At 69.8% G+C, this 24,818-nt stretch carries 22 protein-coding genes, 1 pseudogene and 1 riboswitch; of the genes and pseudogenes, 11 read left to right on the top strand and 12 right to left on the bottom strand.

What is annotated here, in order from left to right:
- Positions 1–89: 89 nt before the first annotated feature.
- Positions 90–719, top strand: a complete 630-nt coding sequence (gene def, locus ACIHFE_RS05925; RefSeq protein ID WP_400104582.1) for a peptide deformylase — start codon at positions 90–92, stop codon at positions 717–719.
- Between the two features lie 27 nt (positions 720–746).
- Here def and ACIHFE_RS05930 read toward each other — a convergent pair whose 3' ends face one another.
- From ACIHFE_RS05930 to ACIHFE_RS05940, 3 genes are all read right to left on the bottom strand, one after another.
- The gene (locus tag ACIHFE_RS05930; RefSeq protein WP_400104583.1) at positions 747–1,097 is read right to left on the bottom strand and encodes a YciI family protein; all 351 of its coding nucleotides are present in this window, start codon (positions 1,095–1,097) and stop codon (positions 747–749) included.
- Positions 1,098–1,194: 97 nt separating this feature from the next.
- Complete coding sequence (locus tag ACIHFE_RS05935; protein WP_400105015.1) at positions 1,195–2,151, bottom strand: ribonucleotide-diphosphate reductase subunit beta; 957 nt, start codon at positions 2,149–2,151, stop codon at positions 1,195–1,197.
- Between the two features lie 56 nt (positions 2,152–2,207).
- Positions 2,208–4,592, bottom strand: a complete 2,385-nt coding sequence (locus ACIHFE_RS05940) for a ribonucleoside-diphosphate reductase subunit alpha (protein WP_400104584.1) — start codon at positions 4,590–4,592, stop codon at positions 2,208–2,210.
- A 155-nt stretch (positions 4,593–4,747) separates the two neighbouring features.
- Positions 4,748–4,888, bottom strand: a riboswitch (cobalamin riboswitch).
- Between the two features lie 199 nt (positions 4,889–5,087).
- Between ACIHFE_RS05940 and ACIHFE_RS05945 the strand changes: the two genes are divergently transcribed.
- Both ACIHFE_RS05945 and ACIHFE_RS05950 read left to right on the top strand, forming a co-directional pair.
- The gene (locus tag ACIHFE_RS05945) at positions 5,088–7,364 is read left to right on the top strand and encodes an MMPL family transporter (RefSeq protein ID WP_400104585.1); all 2,277 of its coding nucleotides are present in this window, start codon (positions 5,088–5,090) and stop codon (positions 7,362–7,364) included.
- Positions 7,365–7,538: 174 nt separating this feature from the next.
- The gene (locus ACIHFE_RS05950) at positions 7,539–8,750 is read left to right on the top strand and encodes a beta-ketoacyl-[acyl-carrier-protein] synthase family protein (protein WP_400104586.1); all 1,212 of its coding nucleotides are present in this window, start codon (positions 7,539–7,541) and stop codon (positions 8,748–8,750) included.
- Between the two features lie 12 nt (positions 8,751–8,762).
- Here ACIHFE_RS05950 and mctP read toward each other — a convergent pair whose 3' ends face one another.
- The 6 genes from mctP to ACIHFE_RS05980 all read right to left on the bottom strand — a co-directional run bounded on the left by mctP (position 8,763) and on the right by ACIHFE_RS05980 (position 15,108).
- Positions 8,763–10,394 carry a monocarboxylate uptake permease MctP gene (gene mctP, locus ACIHFE_RS05955; RefSeq protein WP_400104587.1) on the bottom strand — a complete coding sequence of 544 codons (1,632 nt, stop codon included), beginning with the start codon at positions 10,392–10,394 and terminating at the stop codon, positions 8,763–8,765.
- The gene (locus tag ACIHFE_RS05960) at positions 10,391–10,648 is read right to left on the bottom strand and encodes a DUF3311 domain-containing protein (protein WP_400104588.1); all 258 of its coding nucleotides are present in this window, start codon (positions 10,646–10,648) and stop codon (positions 10,391–10,393) included. Before ACIHFE_RS05960 ends, mctP begins: the two co-directional genes overlap by 4 nt.
- Positions 10,649–10,774: 126 nt before the next feature.
- Positions 10,775–11,701 carry a hypothetical protein gene (locus ACIHFE_RS05965; RefSeq protein ID WP_400104589.1) on the bottom strand — a complete coding sequence of 309 codons (927 nt, stop codon included), beginning with the start codon at positions 11,699–11,701 and terminating at the stop codon, positions 10,775–10,777.
- Between the two features lie 274 nt (positions 11,702–11,975).
- The gene (locus tag ACIHFE_RS05970; RefSeq protein ID WP_400104590.1) at positions 11,976–12,434 is read right to left on the bottom strand and encodes an NUDIX hydrolase; all 459 of its coding nucleotides are present in this window, start codon (positions 12,432–12,434) and stop codon (positions 11,976–11,978) included.
- The gene (locus ACIHFE_RS05975) at positions 12,431–12,700 is read right to left on the bottom strand and encodes a hypothetical protein (RefSeq protein WP_400104591.1); all 270 of its coding nucleotides are present in this window, start codon (positions 12,698–12,700) and stop codon (positions 12,431–12,433) included. The genes ACIHFE_RS05970 and ACIHFE_RS05975 overlap by 4 nt, the downstream gene beginning before the upstream one ends.
- Positions 12,701–13,875: 1,175 nt before the next feature.
- On the bottom strand, positions 13,876–15,108 hold the full coding sequence (locus tag ACIHFE_RS05980; protein ID WP_400104592.1) for a helix-turn-helix domain-containing protein: 1,233 nt from the start codon (positions 15,106–15,108) through the stop codon (positions 13,876–13,878).
- Positions 15,109–15,122: 14 nt separating this feature from the next.
- On the opposite strand from ACIHFE_RS05980, the gene ACIHFE_RS05985 reads away from it, so the two are divergent.
- The 3 genes from ACIHFE_RS05985 to ACIHFE_RS05995 all read left to right on the top strand — a co-directional run bounded on the left by ACIHFE_RS05985 (position 15,123) and on the right by ACIHFE_RS05995 (position 16,850).
- On the top strand, positions 15,123–15,230 hold the full coding sequence (locus ACIHFE_RS05985; RefSeq protein WP_400104593.1) for a DUF397 domain-containing protein: 108 nt from the start codon (positions 15,123–15,125) through the stop codon (positions 15,228–15,230).
- Between the two features lie 146 nt (positions 15,231–15,376).
- On the top strand, positions 15,377–16,033 hold the full coding sequence (locus ACIHFE_RS05990; RefSeq protein ID WP_400104594.1) for an HAD family hydrolase: 657 nt from the start codon (positions 15,377–15,379) through the stop codon (positions 16,031–16,033).
- A 298-nt stretch (positions 16,034–16,331) separates the two neighbouring features.
- A complete protein-coding gene (locus tag ACIHFE_RS05995) occupies positions 16,332–16,850 on the top strand; it encodes a GNAT family N-acetyltransferase (RefSeq protein ID WP_400104595.1) in 519 nt (172 codons plus the stop codon).
- Positions 16,851–16,913: 63 nt separating this feature from the next.
- Here the strand turns inward: ACIHFE_RS05995 and ACIHFE_RS06000 are convergent, their stop codons facing one another.
- The gene (locus tag ACIHFE_RS06000; protein ID WP_400104596.1) at positions 16,914–17,681 is read right to left on the bottom strand and encodes a GntR family transcriptional regulator; all 768 of its coding nucleotides are present in this window, start codon (positions 17,679–17,681) and stop codon (positions 16,914–16,916) included.
- Positions 17,682–17,927: 246 nt separating this feature from the next.
- Between ACIHFE_RS06000 and ACIHFE_RS06005 the strand changes: the two genes are divergently transcribed.
- The 4 genes from ACIHFE_RS06005 (at position 17,928) to ACIHFE_RS06020 (ending at position 22,605) form a co-directional block, all read left to right on the top strand.
- Positions 17,928–19,202, top strand: coding sequence for an extracellular solute-binding protein (locus ACIHFE_RS06005; RefSeq protein WP_400104597.1), 1,275 nt, complete (start codon positions 17,928–17,930; stop codon positions 19,200–19,202).
- Between the two features lie 94 nt (positions 19,203–19,296).
- A complete protein-coding gene (locus ACIHFE_RS06010; protein ID WP_400104598.1) occupies positions 19,297–20,274 on the top strand; it encodes a carbohydrate ABC transporter permease in 978 nt (325 codons plus the stop codon).
- Positions 20,271–21,101: a carbohydrate ABC transporter permease gene (locus tag ACIHFE_RS06015; protein ID WP_400104599.1), complete on the top strand. Its 831-nt coding sequence runs from the start codon at positions 20,271–20,273 to the stop codon at positions 21,099–21,101. Before ACIHFE_RS06010 ends, ACIHFE_RS06015 begins: the two co-directional genes overlap by 4 nt.
- A gap of 10 nt (positions 21,102–21,111) precedes the next feature.
- Positions 21,112–22,605, top strand: a complete 1,494-nt coding sequence (locus ACIHFE_RS06020) for a glycoside hydrolase family 3 protein (protein WP_400104600.1) — start codon at positions 21,112–21,114, stop codon at positions 22,603–22,605.
- A gap of 127 nt (positions 22,606–22,732) precedes the next feature.
- Here the strand turns inward: ACIHFE_RS06020 and nagB are convergent, their stop codons facing one another.
- On the bottom strand, positions 22,733–23,518 hold the full coding sequence (nagB, locus tag ACIHFE_RS06025) for a glucosamine-6-phosphate deaminase (protein ID WP_400104601.1): 786 nt from the start codon (positions 23,516–23,518) through the stop codon (positions 22,733–22,735).
- A 188-nt stretch (positions 23,519–23,706) separates the two neighbouring features.
- Here nagB and ACIHFE_RS06030 point away from each other — a divergent pair.
- A pseudogene (locus tag ACIHFE_RS06030) lies at positions 23,707–23,905 on the top strand (glucosamine-6-phosphate deaminase); the annotation flags it as partial.
- Positions 23,906–24,015: 110 nt separating this feature from the next.
- Here ACIHFE_RS06030 and ACIHFE_RS06035 read toward each other — a convergent pair.
- On the bottom strand, positions 24,016–24,777 hold the full coding sequence (locus ACIHFE_RS06035) for an SDR family oxidoreductase (RefSeq protein WP_400104602.1): 762 nt from the start codon (positions 24,775–24,777) through the stop codon (positions 24,016–24,018).
- Between the last annotated feature and the right edge of the window lie 41 nt (positions 24,778–24,818).

The following is a 24,818-nucleotide window of genomic DNA, read 5'->3' on the forward strand; positions in this document are numbered from 1 at the left end:
GGCGGCGGGCCGGCACCCGTACCCTGTAGAGGCCCAGTGGATTTGGGCAACATAGTGCTTTCGGGTTGTGAGAGAGGCATACGGCGGCCATGGCGCAGCAAGAGACCGAGCAGACGGAGAGCATCGAGTTCTTCGATGACGTGACGGACGCGGAGGAGCGCGAGCGGGCGCACCGGGAGCGCGGGACCTCCCGTCCGATCACCGTCGTCGGCAACCCGGTGCTGCACAAGGAGTGCCAGGACGTCACCGAGTTCGACGACAAGCTGGCCAAGCTGATCGACGACATGTTCGCCAGCCAGCGCACCGCCGAGGGGGTGGGCCTGGCGGCCAACCAGATCGGTGTGGACCTCAAGGTCTTCGTCTACGACTGCCAGGATGACGAGGGCGTCCGGCACGTCGGCCATGTCTGCAACCCGGTCCTGGAGGAGCTCCCCGCCGAGCAGCGGGTGCTGGACGAGTCCAACGAGGGCTGCCTGTCGGTGCCCACCGCCTACGCCGAGCTGGCCCGCCCCGACTACGCGGTGGTGAGCGGCCAGGACATGAACGGCAAGCCGATCGTGGTGCAGGGCACGGGTTACTTCGCCCGCTGCCTCCAGCACGAGACCGACCACCTCTACGGCTACCTCTACATCGACCGGCTGTCCAAGCGGGACCGCAAGGACGCGCTGAAGCAGATGTCGGAGGGCACCCCGCGCTACCCGGTCGTCGCGAACGACTGACCCCACCGGGGGTGAGCCGGCACCGGCTCACCCCAGCTCGGCCGCCTCCATCACCGGCCGGAGCTCAACGACCCCTTCCCGGAAGGGAATCCGGGTCGCCCAGTCCGTCGCCTCGTCCATCGAGGCGACCTCGATGACCCAGTAGCCGGCCACCAGGTCCTCCGTCTCCGGGAACGGGCCGGCGATCACGCTGTGCCCGCCGGCGGCGAACACCACCCTGGCCCCGTCCGAGGACGGGCGCAGGCCGTCCGCCGACAGCAGCACCCCCGCCTTGGCCATCTCGTCGTTGAACCGGCCCATCTCCGCGAACTGCTGCGCGCTGGGCAGCCGTCCGGCCTCGGACTCCTCGTTCGCCTTGACCAGCATCATCACTCGCATCGGCGGATACACCCCTCGGGGAATGGGAAAACGGCAGGACCGCCGGACAGCATTCACCACCCGGCGGCCCTGCCGCACGCCTATCCGCTGCGCGTCTTTAGAAGTCGTCGTCGAAGGCGACCGAGCCCTCCACGGCGATCTGGTAGGCCGAGGCGCGCCGCTCGAAGAAGTTGGTCAGCTCCTGGACGTTCTGCAGCTCCATGAAGGAGAACGGGTTCTCCGAGCCGTAGACGGCCGGGAAGCCCAGCCGCTGCAGCCGCTGGTCGGCCACGCACTGCAGGTACTCGCGCATGGACTCGGTGTTCATGCCCGGCAGTCCGTCGCCGCACAGGTCCTGGCCGAACTGCAGCTCGGCCTCGACGGCCTCCTTGAGCATGTCGGTGACCTGCTGCTGGAGCTCCTCGTCGAAGAGGTCGGGCTCCTCCTGGCGGACGGTGTCCACGACCTCGAACGCGAAGTTCATATGCATGGTCTCGTCACGGAACACCCAGTTGGTGCCGGTGGCCAGGCCGTGCAGCAGGCCGCGGCTGCGGAACCAGTACACATAGGCGAAGGCGCCGTAGAAGAACAGCCCCTCGATGCAGGCCGCGAAGCAGATCAGGTTGAGCAGGAAACGGCGGCGGTCGGCCTTGGTCTCCAGGCGCTCCAGCTTCTCGACCTCGTTGATCCACTTGAAGCAGAACTGGGCCTTGTCGCGGATGGAGGGGATGTTCTCCACCGCGGCGAAGGCGGCCGTCCGCTCCTCGGGGTCGGGCAGGTAGGTGTCCAGCAGCGTCAAGTAGAACTGGACGTGCACCGCCTCCTCGAAGAGCTGCCGCGACAGGTACAGCCGCGCTTCGGGGGAGTTGATGTGCTTGTAGAGGGTGAGCACCAGGTTGTTGGCCACGATGGAGTCACCGGTGGCGAAGAAGGCCACCAGCCGTCCGATCATGTGCTGCTCGCCCGGCGAGAGCTTGGCGAGGTCGGCCACGTCCGAGTGGAGGTCGACCTCCTCCACGGTCCAGGTGTTCTTGATCGCGTCGCGGTAGCGGTCGTAGAAGTCCGGGTACCGCATCGGGCGCAGCGTCAGCTCGAAGCCGGGGTCGAGCAGGTTCTTCTGGCGTTCGGTGGTCACTGGCAGGCCTCGCAGGACTCGGGGTTCTCAAGGGAGCAGGCGATGGCGTCCGCGTCGGGCGCGGCCTGCTGGACGGGGATGGTGGCGGCGGCCGAGGCGGACGCCGCGCGGGCGATCCGGGTGGCCGGGCGCGAGCGCAGGTAGTACGTCGTCTTGATGCCCTGCTTCCAGGCGTACGCGTACATCGAGCTGAGCTTGCCGATGGTCGGCGAGGCCATGAACAGGTTCAGCGACTGGCTCTGGTCCAGGTACGGGGTACGGGCCGCGGCCATGTCGATCAGGGAGCGCTGCGGGATCTCCCAGGCGGTGCGGTAGAGGTCGCGCACCTCCTGCGGGATCCAGTTCATCTCCTGGATGGAGCCATTGGCGTCCGTCATGGCGTCCCGGGTGGTCCGGTCCCATACGCCCAGCTTCTTGAGGTCTTCCACCAGGTAGGTGTTGACCTGGAGGAACTCACCGCTGAGCGTCTCGCGCTTGAACAGGTTGGACACCTGCGGCTCGATGCACTCATAGACGCCCGCGATGGAGGCGATGGTGGCCGTCGGGGCGATGGCCAGCAGCAGCGAATTGCGCATGCCCACCGAGGCGATGCGGGTGCGCAGCGCCTCCCAGCGGTCCGCCCAGGCGGCCACCGCGTTGGGGTAGTGGTCGGGGTGCAGCACCCCGCGGGCGGTGCGGGTCGCGGACCAGGCCGGGTGCGCGCCGTGCCGCTCGGCGAGGTCGGCGGAGGCCTCGTACGCGGCCAGCATGATCCGCTCGGAGATCCGGGTGGACAGCTCCTTGGCCTCGGCGGAGTCGAAGGGCAGCCGCAGCCGGAAGAACACATCCTGAAGGCCCATCAGGCCCAGACCCACCGGCCGCCAGCGGGAGTTGGAGTTGCCGGCCTGCTCGGTCGGGTAGAAGTTGATGTCCACCACGCGGTCGAGGAAGGTCACGGCCGTGCGGACGGTGCGGTCCAGCTTCTCCCAGTCCATCTCGCCGTCGGCACCCAGGTGCGCGGCGAGGTTGACCGAGCCGAGGTTGCAGACGGCCGTCTCGCCGTCGTTCGTCACCTCGAGGATCTCGGTGCAGAGGTTGGAGGAGTGGACGACCTTGCCCGGCTCCGCCGTCTGGTTGGCGGTGCGGTTGGCGGCGTCCTTGAAGGTCATCCAGCCGTTGCCGGTCTGCGCCAGGGTGCGCATCATCCGGGCGTAGAGCACCCGGGCCGGGATGGTCTTGACGGCCTTGCCCGCGGCCTCGTAGGCGCGGTACGCGGCGTCGAACTCATCGCCGTAGAGGTCGACCAGGTCCGGGGTGTCCACCGGGGAGAACAGCGACCAGTCGGCGTCCGCCTCCACCCGGCGCATGAACTCGTCCGGGATCCAGTGCGCGATGTTGAGGTTGTGGGTGCGGCGGGCCTCCTCGCCCGTGTTGTCCCGCAGCTCCAGGAACTCCTCGATGTCCGCGTGCCAGGTCTCCAGGTAGACGCAGGCCGCGCCCTTGCGCCGGCCGCCCTGGTTGACGGCCGCCACCGAGGCGTCCAGGGTGCGCAGGAAGGGCACGATGCCATTGGAGTGGCCGTTGGTGCCCCGGATCAGCGAACCGCGGGAGCGGATGCGGGAGTAGGACAGGCCGATGCCGCCGGCGTGCTTCGACAGCCGGGCCACCTGGTGGTAGCGCTCGTAGATGGAGTCCAGCTCGTCCAGCGGGGAGTCCAGCAGGTAGCAGGAGGACATCTGCGGGTGCCGGGTGCCGGAGTTGAACAGGGTGGGGGAGGAGGGCAGGTAGGAGAGCGTGCTGGTGAGCCGGTAGAGCTCGGCCACGTCCGCCAGCGCCCGCTCCGAGTGGTCCTCGGCCAGGCCGCAGGCCACCCGCAGCAGGAAGTGCTGCGGGGTCTCGATCACCTGGCGGGTGATCGGGTGGCGCAGCAGGTAGCGGCTGTGCAGGGTGCGCAGGCCGAAGTAGCCGAAGCGGTCGTCGGCGCCATCCCCCAGCGCCGCGTCCACCAGGGCGTCCAAGCGCCCGGCGTGGGCGGTGACGAACGCGGCCGTCTCGTCGCCGATCAGGCCCTCGCGGTGGCCGACCGCGACCGAGGCGGTGAAGGAGACGGCGCCCTGGCCGGCGGCCTCCTCGCGGATGGCCAGGGTGAGCAGCCGGGCGGCCAGCTTGGAGTACTCGGGCTCCTCGGCGATCAGGCCGGCGGCGGCCTCGGTGGCCAGCGAGCGCAGCTCGGCCTCGTCGGAGCCGGGGTGCCGGCCGCGCAGGGCGGCCGCGGCGACCTTGCCGGGGTCCGTGGCGGGCAGATCGGCGGTCAGTTCGGTCAGGGTGCGCAGCAGCGCGGTCCCGGGACCGCCGGACGCCTCCGCTGAAACTGAGACCGGATCTGCGGGCGCGATGGTCACTGGGGCTCTCCCTCGCTCGGCTGGGGGCCGGGCGGGAGAGCGGCAAGGGCGCGTCAGGGCAGCCCTGAGCGCGTCAGGGCAGCACCACACCGCGTCCCTCGGCCCAACCCGCGAGGCCCGGACGTATTCCACGCCCAGGCCAAGCCGTACGGCTCGGTCATGGGCGTGCTGTCGGCAGGTCCTCGGACTGGTGGTGCGTCAAAAGAGCACACATACACCGTTGCGGGACAGTTCCGGATTTCCACCGGATTCCCCTGCGGCGACAGCGAAGACGAGCATACATCTAGTGCCGGGCGGCAAAGGCACCCCCACATGTAGTGCCGGGATCGTGATAGTGCGCCCAGGGCTGGGCCTGATTGCCGTGCTGGGGACACTCTGGAGGCCGGTATCGACGCGCCCTGATCGAGGCTTGTGTTCGCTTCTTGACGCATTGTGATTAATCTACGGAATGAGTAATTCCTGGCCCCGTCCGACCCTGCGAAGGACGCCCATGTGATGGCTCTCCGCTTCTCCCTGGCAAAGACCGTCTACGGTACTCGCCGGCGCGCTCTGCGCGCCCTCCTGCTGCTCGCCCTGGTGGCCCTGGCGGCCGGACTGGGCGGCCGGGGGGTCGGAGAAAGACTGGCGCCCGGGGGCTGGACGCCCGCCGGCGCCGAGTCCACCCGGGCCGATGCCCTGCTGGCCGACCGCTTCCACGCGGGGCAGCCCCAGTTGCTGTTGTTGGCGACCGCGAAGGGTTCCCTGGACGCCCCGGAGGCCGAGCGGGCCGGCCGCGAACTGACCGCCCGGCTCACCGCCGACCCGCATATCGCCTGGGTGCGCGGCTACTGGCCGCGGCACCCGGCCGAGTTGCGCGCCCGCGACGGGCACAGCGCCGTGGTGGCGGTGCGCTTCACCGGCGATGAACGCGCGGTGCGCGCGGCGAGCAAGGCGGTGACCGACCGGGAGACCGGGCCGGGCGGCGGCGCATTGCGCATCGCGGTGGCCGGGGAGTCCGCCCTGTACTCGGAGATGGAACGGCTCAGCACCCGGGGCGCCATGATCGCCGAGCTGATCGTGGCCCCGCTGGTGCTGCTGGTGCTGCTCTGGGTCTTCGGCAGCCTGGTGGCCGCCCTGCTGCCGGTGGCGGTGGGCGCCTTCGCGGTGCTCACCACCACCGCGCTGCTGCGGGCGCTCAGCGAGCTGATGACGGTGTCCATGTTTGTCCTTAATATCGCCACCGCGCTGGGATTCGGCCTCGCCGTCGACTACTGCCTGCTGATCGTCAGCCGCTTCACCGAGGAACTCGCCGGCGGAGCCGGGCCGGTGGCCGCCGCCGGCCGGGCCATGCGCACCGCCGGCCGGGCGGTGGCCTTCTCCGCCGTCACGGTGGCGGCCGCGCTGGGCGCGCTGACGGTCTTCCCGCTGCCGCTCACCCGCTCCCTGGCGCTGGGCGGCGCGGTGGTCGCCCTCTGCTCGGCCGCCGGGGCGTTCCTGGTGCTGCCCCCGCTGCTGGTGCTGCTGGGCCGGCAGGTCAACCGCTTCGACGCCTTCCGCCGCTGGCGGGGCCGCGGCGGCCGGCCGGTGGCCGAGGGCCGCTGGTACCGGCTGGCGCTATGGGTCACCCGGCGGCCTGTGCTGGTCGCCCTGGGCACCCTGCTGCTGCTCGGCCTGCTGGCCGCGCCGGGCGCCCAGGCGCGGTTCGGCATGTACGACGACCGCATTCTGCCCGCCTCCTCGCCGGTGGCCCGGGCGTCCCAGCGGCTGCGCGCCGGCTTCCCCGGCGGCGAGGACAACGCGGCCGGCGTGGTGCTGCCCGATGTGCATGTCCTGCCACCGGAAGCGGACCACTCCCCCCTGGCGCTGCGCTCCGCCCCGGAGGAACCCGCGGTGCACGCCTACGCCGCCCGGCTCTCCCGGCTGCCCGGGGTGCGGCAGGTGACCACCGCCACCGGCGTCTACCGCGACGGACGCCGCACCGAACCCGCCGGCCCCTGGGCGGCGTCCTTCACCGGCCCGGCCGGCACCTGGCTGAGCGTCCGGCCGGCCGGCGACTCCCCGCTGTCCCCCGAGGGCCGCCGGCTGACCGAGCGGCTCCGGGCCGAACCCGCCCCCGGCACGGCCCTGGTGGGCGGCCCCGGCGCCCGGCTGACCGACACCGAGGACGCCCTGACCGGGCCGATGCCGCTGGCGGTGCTGCTCACCGTGGCCGCCACCCTGGTGCTGCTGTTCGCCTACACCCGCAGTGTGCTGGTGCCGGTGAAGGCCGTCCTGCTGAACGCGCTCAGCCTGGCCGCCACCTTCGGCATCATCGTCGCCGTCTTCCAGCAGGGCCGGCTGGAGGTGCTGATCGGACCGCTGCGCGGCCCCGCCACCACCGATGTGGTCATCCCGGCGGTGATGTTCTGCACCGCCTTCGGCCTGTCCATGGACTACGAGGTCTTCCTGCTCTCCCGGATCCTGGAGGAACACCGCCGGGGAACCCCCACCCGGCTCGCCGTGGCCACCGGGCTGCAGCGCACCGGGCGGCTGTTCACCTCCGCCGCCCTGGTCTTCGCCGTGGTGATGGCCTCACTGGCCGCCTGTGACCTGGTGATGCTCCAACTCATCGGCTTCGGGCTGGCGGTGGCCGTGCTGCTGGACTGCACCCTGGTGCGCGCCCTGCTGGTGCCGGCCGTCATGTCCCTGGTGGGGAAGGCCAATTGGTGGCCCGCCGCCCGGCGCCGGGCGGCCCGCCGGCCGTCGGCACCGGTGCGGGAACCGGACGGTCAGCTGGCCGGCCGGGGCGAGTAACCTGGACAAATCACCCACCAGCCAAGCTGTTTGTGAATTACCCACAGTTCTCGCCCACCGAATCGGTTGCCTTCCCAAGCACTGAGTCCGCCCCGAACTGGCATTGTCTCCAATGAGCCCTCGTCCTCTGGCGATTGGCTCTTGTGAGTATCTGATAGCGCGTGGAGGAGACCAATGGCCGACGACAGTGCTGTGCTGGTGACCGGCGTGGGCGCGATCACTCCGCTGGGCGCCGACGCGGCGTCCACCTGGTCGGGGATGCTCGCCGGGAAGTCCGGGGTGCGGCTGCTCACCGAGGACTGGGCCGAGGAACTGTCCGTACGGATAGCCGCCGGCCTCCCCGTGGACCCGGCCGGCCTGCTGGACCGGGTGCAGGCCCGCAAGCTGGACCGCTGTGAGCAGGTGGCGATGATCAGCTCCCGGGAGGCATGGCAGGACGCCGGACGCCCCCAGGTGGAGCCCGAGCGGCTGGCCGTGGTCATCGGCACCGGCACCGGCGGGGTGCTCACCACCCTGGGCCAGGACGACCTGATGGAGCGCTCCGGGACGCGCCGGATGTCCCCGCACACCGTCCCCATGCTGATGCCCAACGGCCCCGCCGCCTGGGTCAGCATGGACCTGGGCGCCCGGGGCGGCGCCCGGACCCCGGTCAGCGCCTGCGCCTCCGGCGCGGAGGCCATCGCCATGGGCCTGGATCTGATCCGGGCCGGCCGCGCCGATGTGGTGGTCGCCGGTGGCGCCGAAGCCTGTCTCCACCCCTTCACCCTGGCCGCGTTCGCGCAGATGAAGGCCCTGTCCACCCGCCATGACGACCCCGAGGCGGTCTCCCGGCCCTTTGACGCGGATCGCAGCGGCTTTGTGATGGCCGAGGGCGCGGGCATGCTGGTGCTGGAACGGGCCGGGCACGCCCGGGCCCGGGGAGCCAGGGTCTATGGCACGCTCGCCGGAGCGGGCATCACCTCCAGCGCCCAGCACATCACCGCCTCCGACACCGAGGGCCAGGTGCTGGCCATCCAAACCGCCCTGCGCTCCGCCGATTTGACCTCCGGCGACATCGAGCATGTGCACGCCCATGCCACCTCCACCGAGTCCGGCGACCTGGCCGAGGCCCGGGCCATCGCCCAGGCGGTGGGCGGGGCCGCGGTCACCGCGACCAAGTCCATGACCGGCCATATGCTGGGCGCCTCCGGCGCGGTGGCCGCCGTCGCCGCCCTGCTGACCATGGAGAGCGGCACCCTGCCCGCCATCCGCAACCTGGACCGGCCCGACCCCGGAGCGGAACTCGACTTGGTCCGCGGCGAGAACCGCTCCGGGACCTGGTCGGCCGGTCTGGTCAACTCCTTCGGTTTCGGCGGGCACAACGTCAGCCTGGTGCTGACCCGTTGACGCCCTGAATGCTCAGTGCCCGCCCGGCGCCCCGGCCGTGGCGGGCGGCAGCTCGGCGCTGACACCCGGGTCGCCCGCGTCCGCCGTGTAGTCCCCCGCCGAGGTCTCGTCCACCCCGTCGGGGGCCCGCAGGGCGCGCAGGACGAAGGTCAGCACCACCGCCACCGCCGCGTTCAGCGCAAACGCGGTCAGCCCGATATACCCCTTCTCCCCGATGAACGGGATGAGGTTGGTGTTGCCGAAGTGATCCTGGGTGGCACTCGGGGTCTCATACGCCCGCCAGGTGCCGTACCCCATGCCCACCGCCCAGCCCGCCAGCAGCGCCCAGCGGTGGAACCAGCGGGTGAACAGCCCGCCCACCAGGGCCGGTACGGTCTGCAGCACCCAGATGCCGCCCAGCAGCTGGAAGTTGATGGCCACCGTCTTGTCCATGGTCAGCACGAACACCAGGGCACCCACCTTCACCAGCAGCGAGGCCAGCTTGGACACCTTGGCCTCATGCGCCGGGGAGGCGTCCGGCCGGATGAAGTCCTTGTAGATGTTCCGGGTGAACAGGTTGGCCGCCGCGATGGACATGATGGCGGCGGGCACCAGCGCCCCGATGCCGATCGCCGCGAAGGCCACTCCGGCGAACCAGTCGGGGAACATATCGGCGAACAGCTCCGGAATGGCCAGCTGCCCGTTCTTCACCTTGATCCCGTCCGCCACCGCCATAAAGCCCAGCATCGCCAGCAGGCCCAGCATCAGCGAATACAGCGGCAGAATGGTGGTGTTGCGCCGGATGACCTCGCGGCTCTTGCTGGAGAGCACCGCCGTCACCGAGTGCGGGTACAGGAACAGCGCCATCGCCGATCCCAGCGCCAGCGTGGCATAGGCCCACTGTGCGTCCGGCGCGGTGACCAGGGAGCCGCGGGGCTTGCCGGTGGCCGGGTTCACCGTGGCGAAGGCGTGCCCCGCCTTGCTGAAGATGTGCTCGAACCCGCCCAGCCGGATGGGGATATAGATGATCGCCACCGCGATCACGATATACACCAGGGCGTCCTTGACGAACGCGATCAGCGCGGGCGCCCGTAGCCCCGAGGAGTAGGTGTACGCCGCCAGCACCCCGAAGGCGATCAGCAACGGCAGGTCCTTGACGAACCAGTTGGCGTGCTCTCCGCCGCCCACGCCCATCACATCCAGTACCGCCTGGATGCCCACCAGTTGGAGCGCGATATACGGCATGGTGGCCAGCAGCCCGGTCAGCGCCAGCGCCAACGACAGCCCCCGGGAGCCGAATCGGCCCCGGACGAAGTCCGAGGACGTCACATAGCCATGCCGGTGGCACACCGACCACAGCCGGGGCAGGAAGGTGAACACCAGCGGGTAGCACAGGATGGTGTACGGCACCGCGAAGAACCCCGCCGCGCCGCCCGCGTAGATCGCCGCCGGTACGGCCACAAACGTATATGCGGTGTACAGATCCCCGCCCAGCAGGAACCAGGTCACCCAGGTCCCGAACGACCGCCCGCCCAGCCCCCATTCATCCAGACTCTCGGCCTGCTCCGCCCGCCGCCAGCGGGCGGCCAGGAACCCCATGACCGTCACGGCCACGAAGAAGAAGCAGAAGACCGCCAGCGCCACGCCGTTCACTCCGTGCTTCATGGCCGCCCACCATCCCTACGGGCCCGCTGGTGCCGCTTCACCAGTGCGTACGCCGCCACCGTCAGCCCGGTCGACAGCAGCACCCAGAGCATCTGGTACCAGTAGAAGAACGGAATGCCGATGAGCTTGGGATCGATCCGCGCATAGGAATCGACCCAGAGCATCGCCCCGAACGGAATGGCCAGGCAGATCCCTGCCCATACCAGCTCCAGTGGCACACCCTGCCTGCGACTGCCCTCAGGTGGTTCCGACATGCGGCTACTCCGTCCCCGTGCGCGATCACTTGCGTAATGCGCTGGAAATGTAGGGGAGGGTGCCTCCGGGCGTCACCCCCCGTCCGCATATCGGTATGACAACGTCATGTTGACCTGGGAGCGTGCTCACCCTCTCATCGCCGCACGCACCGCTGCCGCCCCACGCGTCGCACGTTCCGCCACCGCCTGCTGCTGCGCCGGATCTTGTCGGCAATCCCCGCACGACTCCTCTCCGTTCAGCGGGAGAAAGAGCCGAGGCTGGATGTGCTGCTCACCCCGGCACTCGCGCATACGCCCGACGCGCGGCTCCAACGCGGCTTTGCCCAGGAAAGGTTGCCGAATGATCGGCGGCACCTCCGGCATCTTCCGGCCAAGCCGGTCCCGCAGCAGCGCCGCCGCACAGTGCACCCGCTCCGGCAGCCCGGCGGTGAGCGTCTCGCGCAGTTCGGTCACCGAGACCCCGCGCAACAGCCACTCACCGGCCAGCGGCGCCAGCCGGGCCACCTCCCGCCCGGTCAGCCGCAGCCGCCGGTCCTGGTGCGAGAGCGCCGCCAGGACGAGCGCGCCTCGCTCGGCCAATGGATGTGGTTCCGGGGCCGGTTGGGGCTTGGCCGCGCGGGAGGGCTGGGAGGGCGGGTGGTCAGTCTTCTCCCCAGTGTTTGTAGGGGAGCCACCGACCGGCCGGGATGCCGGTCCACCGGTGGCCGGCTTCTCGGCACTCGGCGCGAACCCGTCCCGGATCGCCACCGCCTCCTCGGCGCCCAGCGGCACCCCCGACACCAGCTGAGCGGTGGTCCACCGCCCGCCCGTGCCCTGACGGCGCCACTCATGGACGTAGCCCTCCGCCGCCAACTCCCGCTTGGCGCGCTGGAATCCACCGTTTCGAATCCCGGCCCGCGTGGCAGCGGTCGACAGCGACAGCCCGGACGGATCCGGTAGCGACAGCACCCACAGCAGCAGCCGGACGGCGTCCGAGCCCAGGCGAGGGTGACGGATGAGATCGTTCGGAACCTGGGTGAAGAAGCGGGCGGGGGCGATAACATGCTTGAGCATGCGCTGAGAGCTCCTGACTCATGGTGCGTGTAGACCCCTGGCCTGGCTGTTATCCGGTGCCAGGGGTCGCTTCGTTTCGGGGAACGTAACCCGTCGGTGGGCGGGAAGTGGTCCGCATGCTTGAGCAACACCCCTGTGGGTGACGGGCGTTGGTGCGGCGGTTCCGCCCTTCTCGACTCGGAGGGTCTGTCTCGAAGTTGCCTCGTCGCCGGCCGCGTACAGCGACGGGCCTCGGCCGCCCTCCGGGGAGGCCCGCCTTGGGCTCAGAGGCCCGTCAAACGGCCTGGTCGCGCCAGGTGTCGAGGACGGCCTGGACGGCGCTGGAGACCCGGTTCTGCTGGATGCGGTCCGCCCACAGGTGCGTGTCGTGCTCGGTGAGCGTCACCGTCTCGCCGGTGGTGGTGGCGGCGAAGTTGAACTGGCGGGTGGCGCGTCCGCTGCCGGAGCGGTAGTCGAAGTGGCCGAGGTAGGCGCCGACGGCCGTGACCGTCAGTCCGGTCTCCTCGACGACCTCCCGGTGCAGGGCCGCGATGAGGTTCTCGCCGGCGTCGACGCCGCCGGAGGGCAGTTCCCACAGTCCGCCGAGGTAGTCGTGGGCCGGGCGGTGCAGCAGCAGGACCTTGCCGTCGTGGTCGGCGATGACGGCGCCGACGACGGTCTTGGTGATGCCGTCACGTTCGGCGGTGCGAGCGAGGTCGTCGAGCAGAGCGGTGTCGAGGGGAGACGTACTCACAGAAGGTCCTTCGCGTGGGAGGCGACTTTGGCGATGGCCGCGGTGTAGGCGTCGGCGAGGCGGACGTCCTCCTGGCCGTGCCACACCGGCAGCTTGAGGGCGGTGGCGTGCACATGCTCGGCCGCCGGGAAGTCGCCGACGGCGGGGCCCTGATGATCAGCGTAGCCAGGCAGCAGGGCCCCGGGGGTCCGGAACAGCGGATGGGTGCCCAGGGGGCAGGTCGAGCCCGTCTGGTCCGCCGCGCCGGCGCCTTCGGCGCTGATCACCGAGCCGGTCCAGGTCCTGCGGTACTGCCAAGTGCGCGATGCCGCCTGGCACTACGCCATCCCTCATGAGACGTTCTCGGCTCGGGTAGCTTCCACTGGGTGACCACCGATTTCCAGCGAGGAGAGGCCCCGGCCAGCGCTCAGGAGAACGCTGACCAAGGCCGTGTCGTGCTAGCTGCGGCTGCGATCACGCATGCAGTGCTGGCACACGTACCCAGTGCGCAGCACCAGTTGCATGGCTTCCGGGTCCTTGTGGACCTGGCACAGCCACGACAGCTCGGAGTTCTCCGGGAGGTCCCGTTTCAAAAATCGTCGGGCTGTCGCGCGGGCGCTGCCGTCGCCGGATGTGCCGCTAGTTGCCATCCCCTTCCCCGTTCTGGTCGGAGTCGTCAGGCTCGGCCGGAGTGATGATCTCCTCGCCTGCCACGTCGTAGCCATTCACGTTGTCGGTGCCCACGTCGGGCCTCCTTCGGTTGTAACGGGTCGGGATGGTGCGTGGAACCCCGTCTCCGGGGCGCTGAGCGGTTGTGCGACCCGCCCGGGCCATCGACGGCCACGAGGGCAGCCGGGCGGGCGGGCCTGTGGCTCCGCTGAGATGGGCGGGGGAACCCATGTGCGCAAGGGACTGCGTGAGCTTGTTGCTCATCGCTGTGTCGTTCCGCAGCGCAGCAGCCATCCGCGCGGCATCCAGCATGGTGCGGGCCCGACAACGCACCTTAGTGCGGCGAGGAGTTGGCCGGGCGTGTCAGCCGTGGGCCTCCCGCAGGTGCCTGCCCATCAGGACGATGTAGTCACTCACCTTGCTCCGGTCGCCCCGCTCAGCGGCAGCCGCACGCGCAGCCTTGAGCCGTGCGCACTCGGTGCAGCGCTTCGTCTCAGTGGGCACCCGAACCCCCGGACAGGGCAGCGGATGACTGGTCCGGCTCGTGGCGCCCCCTGCATCGGCGGCAAGTGCAGGGCGCGAAGCCTCCCCGCACGGGCACCTCCTTGCCGTGCGGTACATACGTCGTCGGCCCCCAGGTGCGCCCACCGTCCTGGGACACCCGCAGCGTCATTTTCACGTCGCCGTCAGGCTGTCTCGCCATCGTCTCGTCATCCCCTCGCGTAGGTCGCGAAGGACGTTAAGACGAAGCACGGTTGGCGACGGACCCAAACTGTCCCCCTACTCGAAAGGGTTAGGCAGCGGCCACTCCCACAGCCTCAGCAAGCCCGACAGCATCGGCCTTCAGCGGGCCGGACGCAGCCTTGGCCAGGTCCCGGGCGAGAGACCGTGCGAACGGCACATAGCGCACTCCTTCCGGGCTGACCTTGTGGGCCGTTGACAGGTAGTGCACCCCTGCCGCTGTCTCGTGCTTCTGGTGGTGACCGGCCGCAATGTCGAGCAGCAGACGGGAGCGCCGTTCCAGGGAACCGACGGCTTCCGGTGTGATTGCCTCAGCGCGCCGCAGGGCCTCGCCCGGCGTCAGCAGCCCCACGCCGACGCTCACGCCGTGAATCGCGACGTTGGACGCGTCGAACGCTGACGGGGTGTGCGTGTAGCCGGCGGGCAGACGGGATGCCGTACGGTCGGCTTCCGCCAGATACCGCTCAGCGTCGCCAGAACGGCCGTCGAGTCCGCACGAGATAGCGGCTTGCAGGTTCAACGCCCCATAGACGCCCAGGACTTCAAGATCGCCCTGTTCCAGCAGATCCCGCAGCAGCGCCATACCGGCTTCATCGGTCTGAACGGCCTCTTCCCCGAACCCTGCCGCGCGCTGCCCAATGGCCGTGGACCACGCCGCCAGGGCGAGAGAGACGGGGTTGTCGGACTCCTCGCTGTGCGCCCGTCCACGGTCCAGCGCGAGCCAGTACAGCTCAGGCTCGCAGATGTGGGCAAGCAGCCGCTGAACGAGGCGGTACAGGTCGGCTGTAGCAGCGTGAGCGACCCGCCGGTCGTCCCCCTGGTGAGCTTTCACGCAGGCGTGTGCGTCCCGGATCAGGTCAGGCAGCAGCGCCCCGACCTCCGTCCGCTGGTGCCTGCTGCGGTGCCAGAGCCGCCACGCGCCCTCCACACGGCCTTTGAGCGCTTCAGGGGAGCACGTGCCCACGGTCGGCGTGCCGACGAACGAGACACCGTGCAGAGCCGCCCTGATCGGTGTAACGCAAGCGTGAGACAACTTGCCGACGGCATCCGCCGGGATGACCAGCTCATTCCCGGTCAGTACGGCCACATCGGAGATGTGCAGTGCATGAGCCAGCCGCACAAGGTGCGTGATCGACCTCAGCTCTCGCTCGCCGTTCTCGATTTTTTTCAGCCAGTCAGACGACCTACCGACCAGATCAGCGAGCACGGCGCGCGTCATCCCCCGGCGTTCCCTAAGGATGCGGACACGCTCACCAGCCGTCAGCTCTGCGGGCAGATCAGTCATGGTGCACGCTCCCTTTGACAGGTAGGGCTCTGGTACCCGCAGCGTACGCCCGGCAAGCGGCCCCCGTCCGTGACAGCAAGGCGCCCAGCGGGCCCGTGCTGGCCTTCCCGGCGTCCTCCTGATCTGGCGGTTCCGCCGCCACATCGCAGGGAACCACCGGGTGCCTACTGGCTGTTGGCCGCCCCGGAAGGCGAGAACGGGCTCTGCGATCCGCATCACGTACGCAAGCTCATCAGGGACGGTGTGCCCTGCACATAAGCTGCCGGACATGACCCCGAACGACCCCATAGGCCTCGTCATCTTCGACTGCGACGGTGTACTGGTCGACAGTGAACGCATATCCGTCCGCGTGGACGCCATCATGCTGGCCGACCTCGGCTGTGACTTCACCGAGGCGGAAATCATCGAGCGATTCGTCGGGAGTTCCGGCGAAGTCATGCGTGCCGCCGTCGAGGAGCGGCTCGGGCGGCCGTTGGCGGATGGCTGGTGGAAGCCGTACCAGTACCTCTACGAGGAGGCATTCGACGCGGAGTTGACGGCGGTGGACGGGATAGCCGAGGTGCTGGCGGGGGTCCGTGTCCCGTTCTGTGTGGCCTCCAATGCCGGGCATGCGACGGTACGGAGGAATCTGCGCACCACGGGACTTCTTCAGCAGTTCGAGGGGCGAATATTCAGCGCGGAGGACGTGGCGCGGGGCAAACCCGCGCCCGATCTCTTTCTGCATGCCGCACGGACCATGGGCGTGGAACCGGCCCGCTGTGCCGTGGTGGAGGACAGCCGCTATGGCGTCCAGGCGGCCAGGACGGCGGGAATGCGGGTATTTGGTTACGAGGGAGGCGAGTTGACGCCCTCGGGGCTGTTGGAAGGGCCTGGAACGGTGGTCTTCGAGGACATGCGGAAGCTGCCCGCGCTGCTTGCGGGCTGAGCGGGCAGGAGGCGGTCCGCGGACAGGGCGCCGATGAGGAGTCCGGCCACCATGGGCGGGCGCGGGCCGGTGCGGGCGGTGACCCGGCCCGCCAGGGCGGAGGCCGGCGCGCCCAGGCAGACGGCGCGCAGCAGGCCGGCCCGTTGGGCGGCGCCCTGGCGGAGCGTATGTTTGCCCTCAACTGGCTGCGGCGCGGCAGGTATCGCCGGGTGGTATGGCTGACCGACCTCGGCCGTGAGCGCCTGACGACGGCATTCGGGGTGCCGCCGGAGGCGGTGGCCAGAGGGAGGGGCGATCGATGGAGACGGTGCTGCCGGGACTGCGGCAGGCCAGGGAGGCGGACCACGGCCCGATCGTGGCCGGGGTGCGGCAGTGGTGGCCGGGCTCGTACACCCCCGAACAGGCCCGGGAGCTCTCGCTGTTGCTGCCCCGGCTGTTCCTGCAGTTCTTCTCCGGCACCAGCCTGGTGCTGGAGCGGGACGGGGAGATCAGGGCGTTCCTGGTCGGCCTCTACTCGGCGGACGACGCGGAGCGGGCGTATATCCACTTTGTGGGAGTGGACCCGGGGCTGCGCGGCCAGGGGGTGGGACGGGCCCTGTACACCGCCTTCTTCGAACGGGCCGCGGCGGCCGGCCGGCGGGAGGTACGGGCGGTCACCTCACCCCGCAACACCGGTTCGGTGGCCTTCCACCGGGCGATGGGCTTCGCGGTGGAGCCGGGGGACCGGGAGGTCAACGGGGTGTGGGTGCAAACCGATTACGACGGTCCCGGCCGGGATCTGGTGTGTTTCCGCAGGACGGTGGGCGGCGGACGCTGAGCGTCCGGAAGGCCCACGACCGCGCCCCTGGGGGCGCGGGGAACCGCGTGGGGCCGGAGCCGCTTACTCCTCGGGCCGCCGCAGCCGGGCGACGAACTTGTAACGGTCGCCCCGGTAGACCGACCTGACCCATTCCACCGGCATGCCCTGGGCGTCCAGCGAGTGCCGGGAGAGCATCAGCATGGGCAGCCCGGTGTCCGTGCCCAGCAGGCTCGCCTCGCGCGGGGTGGCCAGTGAGGTCTCGATGGTCTCCTCGGCCTCCGCCAGCCGTACGTCGTAGACCTCGGCCAGCGCGGTGTAGAGCGAGGTGTACTTGACCAGGTTGCGGCGCAGCGCGGGGAAGCGCTTGGCGGACAGATGGGTGGTCTCGATGGCCATCGGCTCGCCGCTGGCCAGCCGGAGCCGTTCGATGCGCAGCACCCTGCCGCCGGGGGCGATGTCCAGCAGGCCGGCCAGCCGGTCATCGGCGCTGACATAGCCGATGTCCAGCAGCTGGGAGGTGGGTTCCAGGCCCTGGGCCCGCATGTCCTCCGTGTAGGAGGTCAGTTGCAGGGCCTGGGAGACCTTGGGCTTGGCGACAAAGGTCCCCTTGCCCTGGATCCGTTCCAGGCGGCCCTCGACGACCAGTTCCTGAAGGGCCTGGCGCACCGTGGTGCGGGAGGTGTCGAACTCGGCGGCGAGGGTGCGCTCCGGCGGCACCGGGGTGCCGGGCGGGAGGGTTTCGGTCATTCCCAGCAAGTGGCGTTTGAGGCGGTAGTACTTGGGAACGCGCGCGGTCCGCGTCCCGCCGCCCGGGCCGCCGTTTCCGTCCGTACCGTCCTCGCTCGCCATGGGGTGCCTTCCCGACTCCGATGCTGCTGCCGTCACCGGCATCCTCCGTTTATCGCGGTCACATGGTGGCACGGGCAGAGCCCGAGGGGACCGGGGACGCCCAGGTCGGCCTCGAGGTGTCGGTCCGGTAACGGAGCCGACAGCGACTCTTATACACCCTTGACACCCCAAAAGGTCTAGGCCAAGCTGCGGGCACTGGTCTAAACCATTAAAGACCACTTTCGGTCTCTGAGGAGAGTGCTGACCGTGAAGCGTGGGCTCATAGCGGCGACGGGTGTCGTGGCCATGTTGGTGAGTATTGCTGCCTGTGGGTCCAGTGGCAGCGACGACAAGGACTCCGATTCCGGTTCCGGCAAGGGCAAGACGCTGACCGTCTGGTTTATGGACGGCTCCAACCCGGCGGGCTGGACCAAGTCCGTCCAGGCCGAGTTCGAGCAGAAGACCGGCGCAAAGCTCAATATCCAGGTCCAGAAGTGGGACGGGATCCAGCAGAAGCTCACCACGGCGCTCTCCGAGTCCAACCCGCCGGATGTCTTCGAGGTCGGCAACACCCAGACCCCGTCCTATGCCCAGACCGGCGGCCTGGCCGAGCTCGGTGACCTGAAGAAGGAAATCGGCCAGGACTGGACCGAATCCCTCAATAAATCCACGGTGTTCGAAGGCAAGCAGTACGCCGCCCCATGGTGGGCCGCCAACCGTGTGGTCCTCTACAACAAGAAGATCTGGGCCGACGCCGGCATCAAGGATGTGCCCAAGACCCGCGCCGAGTTCTTCAAGGACCTGGAGACCATTGGGAAGCAGGACGGCGTGGAGCCGCTCTATCTCCCCGGCCAGAACTGGTACTTCTTCGACGGGCTGACCATCGGCACCGGTGCCGACCTGGTGAAGAAGGACGGCAACAAGTGGGTCTCCAACCTCGCCGACCCCAAGGTCGCCAAGGCCATGGACGTCTACAAGCAGTACCAGGCGTTCAGCAAGGCCCCCAAGGACAAGGACGAGGCCACCCCGCAGCAGGCCGATGTCTTCGCCAAGGGCAAGACCGGCGCCTTTATCGGCATGGGCTGGGAGGCGCAGACCGCCATCAAGGCCAACCCGGCCATCGAGAAGGACCTGGGCTACTTCGCCATCCCGGGGGAGAGTGCCGGCAAGCCCGAGGGCGTCTTCCTGGGCGGCTCCAACCTGGCCATCGCCGAGGGCAGCAAGAAGCAGGGACTGGCCAAGGAGTTCCTGAAGATCGCGCTGTCCGACAAGAACGAGGGCGCGCTGGCCCATGAGGCCGGCCTCATCCCCAACAAGTCCGCACTGCTGTCCCAGGTGCAGGCCAACTCCGCCGGTTCGGCGGGCGCTCCGGCCGCCCAGGGCGGCGGCACCACCCCGCTGATCCCCGAATGGGCCGCGGTGGAGAACGCCCCCAACCCCATCAAGACCTATCTGACCGCCGTGCTCAACGGCAAGTCGCCCGACGAGGCCGCCAAGCAGGTCGAGGGCGAGATCAACAAGCGGCTCAGCCAGAAGCCGTGAGCTGAAGAAGGCTCCGGGCCGGGGACCGGACAGGGGTCCCCGGCCCGGCCATGCACCACGCAGCACCGTTCGACAGGGGAGAAGGCGGACGACGATGTCAGCGCAGACCGACCAGGCGGCCGTCCGGCCCGCCGCCACGACCGGCGAGGATGGCCCACCGCCGCCCAAGGCCGCTCCCCGATGGCCGGGCATGGGCGTTCCATATCTGCTGATCCTCCCCGCCGCCGCCCTTATCGTGCTGGTGCTGGGCTGGACACTGGTGCAGAACGGCCTGATGTCCTTCCAGACGCTCAACCCGCGGCAGCTCATCCGGCATGTCACCGAGTGGACCGGGGTCGACAACTACCGGGAGCAGCTGGGCAGTTCGGAGTTCTGGCATGTGGTCGCCCGCTCGCTGGTGTTCACCGCGGTCAATGTAGTGCTGATCATGCTGCTGGGCTGCGGCATAGGACTGCTGCTGGCCCGGCTGGGCACCAAGCTGCGGCTGCTGCTCTCGGCGGGGCTGGTGCTGGCCTGGGCGATGCCCACGGTGGCCGCGACCACCGTCTTCCAGTGGCTCTTCGACCAGCGCTTCGGCGTGGTCAACTATGTCCTGGACAAGCTGGGCCGGCACTCGATGCACGGCTACAGCTGGACCAGCGGGCAGCTGTCCACCTTCTTTGTGATCACCGTGCTGATCGTCTGGCAGTCGGTGCCCTTTGTGGCCGTCAACCTCTATGCGGCCACCACCACCATTCCCCATGAGCTCTATGAGGCGGCCGCGTTGGACGGGGCCACCGCCTGGCGGCGGTTCACCTCGGTGACCTTCCCGTTCCTCAAGCCGTTCTTCCTGGCCACCACCTTCCTCGAAGTCATCTGGATCTTCAAGGCGTTCACCCAGGTGTTCGCGATCAACGAGGGCGGGCCGGACCGGCTGACCGAGACCCTGCCGGTCTATGCCTTCCAGGAGGGCATGGGCAGCCAGCACTTCGGCGCCGGCGCGGCCATCTCCATCCTGACCATTGTGATGCTGCTGGCCATGACCGCGTACTACCTGCGTCTGGTGCTCAAGCAGGAGGAGGACGAACTGTGAGGCGCTCGACTCTGGGCCGCGTCTGGCCGGGGGTGACGGCGGTGGTGCTCTTCCTGGGCTTCGCCTTCCCCGTCTACTGGATGTTCGCCACCGCCTTCAAGGCCAACCAGGACGTGGTCAGCGAGACGCCCGTCTGGTTCCCCACCAGCCCCACCCTGGAGCACTTCACACGGGCGGTGCACGCGGACGGGTTCTGGACCTTCGTCGGCAACTCCTTCATCGTCACCCTCACCGCGGTGGCGCTGTCCCTGGTGATCGCCCTGCTGGCCTCCTTCGCCATCGCCCGGATGCGGTTCAAGGGGCGCAAGAGCTTCATCCTGGTGATGATGATGGCGCAGATGGCGCCCTGGGAGGTCATGGCGCTGGCCTACTACATGATCGTGCGCGATGCGGACATGCTCAACAGCCTGACCCCGCTGATCGCCGTCTACACCGTGATGGTGCTGCCGTTCAGTGTGCTGACGCTGCGGGGGTATGTGGCCGCGGTGCCCAGGGAGTTGGAGGAGTCGGCCATGGTCGACGGCTGCACCCGGGCACAGGCGTTCCGCCGGGTGATCTTCCCGCTGCTGGCGCCCGGGGTGATGGCCACCTCGCTCTTCGGCTTCATCACCACCTGGAACGAGTACCCCTATGTACTGATCCTCAACAAGGACCCGGGCGCCCAGACACTGCCGGTCTGGATCACCGGGTTCCGCACGGCATTCGGCGACGACTGGGGGGCCACCATGGCCGCGTCCTCGCTGTTCGCCATCCCGGTCCTCGTCCTGTTCATCATCCTCCAGCGCAAGGCAGTCGGCGGCCTCACCTCCGGCGCAGTGAAGGGCTAGTACGCACTCCATGGACACCCAGCTCACCCGTGACGCACTGACCGTCCTCCAGCCGGGATTCGCCGGCACCACTGCCCCCGACTGGCTGCTGCGCCGGCTGGGGGAGGGGCTGGGGGCGGTCGGGGTGTTCGGCCGCAATATCGTCTCGGCCGGCCAACTCGCCGAGCTCACCGCACGGTTGCGGGCCGAGCGGGAGGATGTGCTGGTGGCGATCGACGAGGAGAGCGGGGATGTCACCCGGCTGGAAGTGCGCACCGGCTCCTCCTTCCCCGGCAACCTGGCCCTCGGCACGGTCGACGACACCGGGCTGACCCAGGACGTCGCCGCCGAACTGGGGCGGCGGCTGGCCGGGTGCGGGGTCACCTTCAACTGGGCGCCCTCCGCGGACGTCAACTCCGACCCGGACAACCCGGTGATCGGCGTGCGCTCCTTCGGCGACGACCCCCGGCTGGTGGCCCGGCACACCGCGGCCTATGTCCGGGGGATGCAGGCGTCCGGGGTCGCCGCCTGCGTCAAGCACTTCCCCGGACATGGGGACACCGCGGTGGACTCGCACCATGACATGCCGCGTGTGCAGGCGGACCTGGAGACGCTGCGGGAACGGGAGTTGGTGCCGTTCCGGGCCGCCGTGGCGGCCGGGGTGAAGGCGGTGATGAGCGCCCATGTGCTGACACCGGCCCTCGACCCGGAGCTGCCCGGCACGCTCAGCCCGGCGGTGCTGCACGGACTGCTGCGGGCCCCGGTCGAGCAGGGCGGACTGGGCTTCGACGGCCTGATCGTCACCGATGGCATCGAGATGAAGGCCATCGCCGACGGCTATGGCATCGAACGCGGCACCGTGCTGGCCATCGCGGCCGGCGCGGACGCCATCTGCGTCGGGGGCGGACTGTGCGACGAGGGCACCGTGCTGCGGCTGCGGGACGCCCTGGTACGGGCCGTGCGCCAGGGTGAGTTGGCGGAGGAGCGGCTGGCCGACGCGGCGGCCCGGGTACGGGCGCTGGCCCGCTGGACCTTGGAGGCGGGCGCCGCGGCGGGGACGGCGCCCGCCCCCGAGGTGGGACTCACCGCGGCCCGGCGGGCCCTGCGGATCACGGCCACGGCGGCTCATGAGCCGCTGACCGGACCCGCCTATGTCGCGGCCTTCACCCCGGTCGCCAATATCGCGGTCGGTGACGAGACCCCCTGGGGCGTGGGCGCCGAACTGGCCCGCCTGCTGCCGGGAACCGAGACCGGCACCCATGGCCCGGACTCGGCCGACGCGGCCCGGGTACTGGCCGCGGCGGGGGAGCGGCGGATCGTCGCCGTGGTGCGCGACGCTCACCGCCATGACTGGATGGCCGACGGCCTGGCCCAGCTCCTGGCCGCCCGCCCGGACACGGTGGTGGTCGAAATGGGCCTCAACCAGGCCCCGCCCACCGGCTCCCTGCATATCGCCACCCATGGCGCGGCCCGGGTCTGCGGCATCGCTGCCGCTGAGGCCATCGTGGGCGGTCAGCCATTCTGAACGGCCGGCCGCCGTCGCCGGGTTGGGGACACCCCGCCGGGTCGGGTGCCCCCGCTGCGTTCCAAGTGCGGGCCGTCCGTGGCTGGTCACGCCCACGCGGCGGAGCCGCAAAGCACCCGGGAACGGGCTACAGACCCTGCCAGGCCGGCTTCGCGGCATAGGTGGCGCGGAAGTAGTCGGCGAGCTTCAGCTTGGCAGCGGCGGCCTCGTCGACCACCACCGTGGCATGCGGGTGCAGTTGCAGCGCGGAGGCGGGCACCAGGGCCGAGACCGGACCCTCCACGGATGCCGCCACGGCGTCCGCCTTGCCCGCGCCGGTGGCCAGCAGGACCAGGTGCCGGGCCTCCAGGATGGTGCCGATGCCCTGGGTGATCACATGGTGCGGCACCTGGTTGATGTCGCCATCGAAGAAACGGGCGTTGTCCACCCGGGTCTGCTCGGTGAGGGTCTTGATCCGGGTACGCGAGGCCAGCGAGGAACAGGGCTCGTTGAAGCCGATGTGCCCGTCGGTGCCGATGCCCAGCAACTGGAGGTCCACCCCGCCGGCCTCGGCCAGCGCCCGGTCGTAGGCCTCGCAGGCGGCCTGGACGTCCTGGGCCGTGCCATCGGGGCCCATAAAGGAGTCCACGGTCAGGCCCAGCGGCTCGACGACCTGGCGCAGCACCGTGGAGCGGTAGGACTCCGGGTGGTCGGCGGGCAGCCCGACATATTCGTCCAGCTGGCAGATGCGGGCCCGGGTGGCATCCACCGCACCGGCTTGGACCTTGGTCTGAAGTGCCTGGTAGACGGGCAGCGGGGTGGACCCGGTGGCCACCCCGAGCAGAGCGTCGGGCTTGCGGCGCAGCAGGGCGGCGACCGCCTCCGCGATGAGCTCGCCACCTGCCTTGGCGTCCGGGACGATGACAACTTCCACGCTGGGGCCTGCCGATCTTGAAGGTGAGGTCTTCGAGGGTGGTATAGACCAATCTAACAGAGGCGGCCATCCCGGACCCCGGATGGCGGGGGCCCCGCTTCCCATGGTCGACTGGAGAAACCGGCGCGGCCGGGCAGGCGCCGCCCGGAACCCCATGGAGGCCGCATGTCCGCCTTCGAGCAGGGACCATGTCCGGCGAGATGGCCGAGCAGCCCGCGGTACTGCGGCGCGTCCTGGAGGAGGGCGCCCCCCGCCATCCGCCGCACCGCTGGCCTGATCGCCGCCCAGGAGCCCCGCTTCGTTCTGCTCACCGCCCGGGGCAGCTCCGGCCATGCCGCCCTGTATGCCAAGTGCCCCCTGGAAATCCGGCTGGGCCTGCCCTGCGGCTCCTCTCCGGCGGCTGGCCCATGAGGTCGCCCTGGCTCGGGGCCAGGACCCGGACGCACCAAGGGCGTTGGCCAAGGTGACGGAGACCGGCTGAGACCGAATGAGACCGGCTAGAGCAGCGCGCCACCGGTGGCGTCTATCCACTGCCCGGTGACAAAGCGGCCATCGGATGAGGCCAGGAAGGCCACGGTATCGGCGATTTCGGCGACCCCGGCCACCTTCCCCAGCGGGGATGCCGCCGCGATCGCCGCCCAGGTGGCCTTGTTGGCCTCACCGCGCAGCCAGCCGGCATTCATATCGGTGTCCACCACGCCCGGAGCCACCGCGTTGACCGTGATGCCGCGCGCGCCCACCTCCTTGGCCAGAGTCGCGGTGAACACATCCAGCGCACCCTTGGACATGGCGTAGGAGATCAGCTCCGGCATCATCGGCCGCCGGCTGAGACCGGTCGAGATATTGATGATCCTGCCCCCCTCCCGCATCCGCTCCAGGCCCAACTTGGTGATAAAGAAAGGGGCCTTGGCGTTCAGCGCGAAGACCTCGTCGAACTCCTCCGGCGCGGTGTCGCCGATGTGCTTGCGGGCACCGCCGGTCCCGGCGTTGTTGACCAGGATGTCCACCCCCTCGGCATGGGCGTCGAAGGCCGCCCACAGCGCCTCGGCGTCACCCGCCACCCCCAACAGGGCCTGGATCGCGAAGGCCTGGCCACCCGCCCGCTCAATGGCGGCGACCGTCTCCTTGGCGCTCGCCTCATCCCGCCCGTAGTGCACCGCGACCCGCGCGCCCTCGCGCGCCAGCCGCTCGGCGATTCCCCGCCCGATGCCCCGGCTGCCGCCCGTCACCAGCGCCGTCCTGCCCGTGAGCGTGCCCATGGAAGCCGCCCCCCTTCTTTCTCTAGCGGTCGTTACAGAAG

Origin of the sequence: Streptomyces sp. NPDC052396 (genome assembly GCF_044593195.1) — a bacterium.
GTDB lineage: Bacteria > Actinomycetota > Actinomycetes > Streptomycetales > Streptomycetaceae > Streptomyces.

Bases quoted from the DNA above. Each gene is read 5' to 3' on its own strand.
- def (WP_400104582.1), top strand. From the start codon at position 90: ATGGCGCAGCAAGAGACCGAGCAGACGGAGAGCATCGAGTTCTTCGAT.
- ACIHFE_RS05930 (WP_400104583.1), bottom strand. From the start codon at position 1,097: ATGCGAGTGATGATGCTGGTCAAGGCGAACGAGGAGTCCGAGGCCGGA.
- ACIHFE_RS05935 (WP_400105015.1), bottom strand. From the start codon at position 2,151: ATGCGGTACCCGGACTTCTACGACCGCTACCGCGACGCGATCAAGAAC.
- ACIHFE_RS05945 (WP_400104585.1), top strand. From the start codon at position 5,088: ATGGCTCTCCGCTTCTCCCTGGCAAAGACCGTCTACGGTACTCGCCGG.
- ACIHFE_RS05950 (WP_400104586.1), top strand. From the start codon at position 7,539: ATGGCCGACGACAGTGCTGTGCTGGTGACCGGCGTGGGCGCGATCACT.
- mctP (WP_400104587.1), bottom strand. From the start codon at position 10,394: ATGAAGCACGGAGTGAACGGCGTGGCGCTGGCGGTCTTCTGCTTCTTC.
- ACIHFE_RS05960 (WP_400104588.1), bottom strand. From the start codon at position 10,648: ATGTCGGAACCACCTGAGGGCAGTCGCAGGCAGGGTGTGCCACTGGAG.
- ACIHFE_RS05965 (WP_400104589.1), bottom strand. From the start codon at position 11,701: ATGCTCAAGCATGTTATCGCCCCCGCCCGCTTCTTCACCCAGGTTCCG.
- ACIHFE_RS05980 (WP_400104592.1), bottom strand. From the start codon at position 15,108: ATGACTGATCTGCCCGCAGAGCTGACGGCTGGTGAGCGTGTCCGCATC.
- ACIHFE_RS05990 (WP_400104594.1), top strand. From the start codon at position 15,377: ATGACCCCGAACGACCCCATAGGCCTCGTCATCTTCGACTGCGACGGT.
- ACIHFE_RS05995 (WP_400104595.1), top strand. From the start codon at position 16,332: ATGGAGACGGTGCTGCCGGGACTGCGGCAGGCCAGGGAGGCGGACCAC.
- ACIHFE_RS06000 (WP_400104596.1), bottom strand. From the start codon at position 17,681: ATGGCGAGCGAGGACGGTACGGACGGAAACGGCGGCCCGGGCGGCGGG.
- ACIHFE_RS06010 (WP_400104598.1), top strand. From the start codon at position 19,297: ATGTCAGCGCAGACCGACCAGGCGGCCGTCCGGCCCGCCGCCACGACC.
- ACIHFE_RS06020 (WP_400104600.1), top strand. From the start codon at position 21,112: ATGGACACCCAGCTCACCCGTGACGCACTGACCGTCCTCCAGCCGGGA.
- ACIHFE_RS06035 (WP_400104602.1), bottom strand. From the start codon at position 24,777: ATGGGCACGCTCACGGGCAGGACGGCGCTGGTGACGGGCGGCAGCCGG.